Here is a 336-nt window from a genome sequence, read left to right on the forward strand (position 1 = left end):
GTTCTCCGCCGCAAAAAGCAAAAGCATGCCAAAGGTGTTTGGTACAGAAAACAGTAACGCGGTCCCTTCTTCCGCGGTCTGGTTAACCAACATCACCATTCAGGTGTTCCTGATCCTGACCCTGTTCAGCCAGTATGCCTTCCAATTGGCGCTTGAACTGACCAGTTCGCTGACCCTGATCCCTTACCTGCTGGTTGGGGCATACGGGTTGAAGCTGGCCTGGAGCGGGGAAACCTACGAAAAAGATAAAACCGATCTCAAGAAAGACCTGATTATTGCGCTGATCGCCACGTTCTACTCACTGTTAATGCTGTATGCCGGAGGGATGAAATATCT

At 50.3% G+C, this 336-nt stretch carries 1 protein-coding gene; it reads left to right on the forward strand.

The features are described from left to right. Positions 1 to 336, forward strand: a 336-nt coding sequence (locus WG891_RS26715) for an amino acid permease (RefSeq protein WP_337265107.1), incomplete at both ends; no start/stop codon positions are given.

It is taken from the genome of Serratia sp. MMO-28, assembly GCF_037199905.1.
In the GTDB taxonomy this organism is placed as follows: Bacteria; Pseudomonadota; Gammaproteobacteria; order Enterobacterales; family Enterobacteriaceae; genus Chania; species Chania oryzae.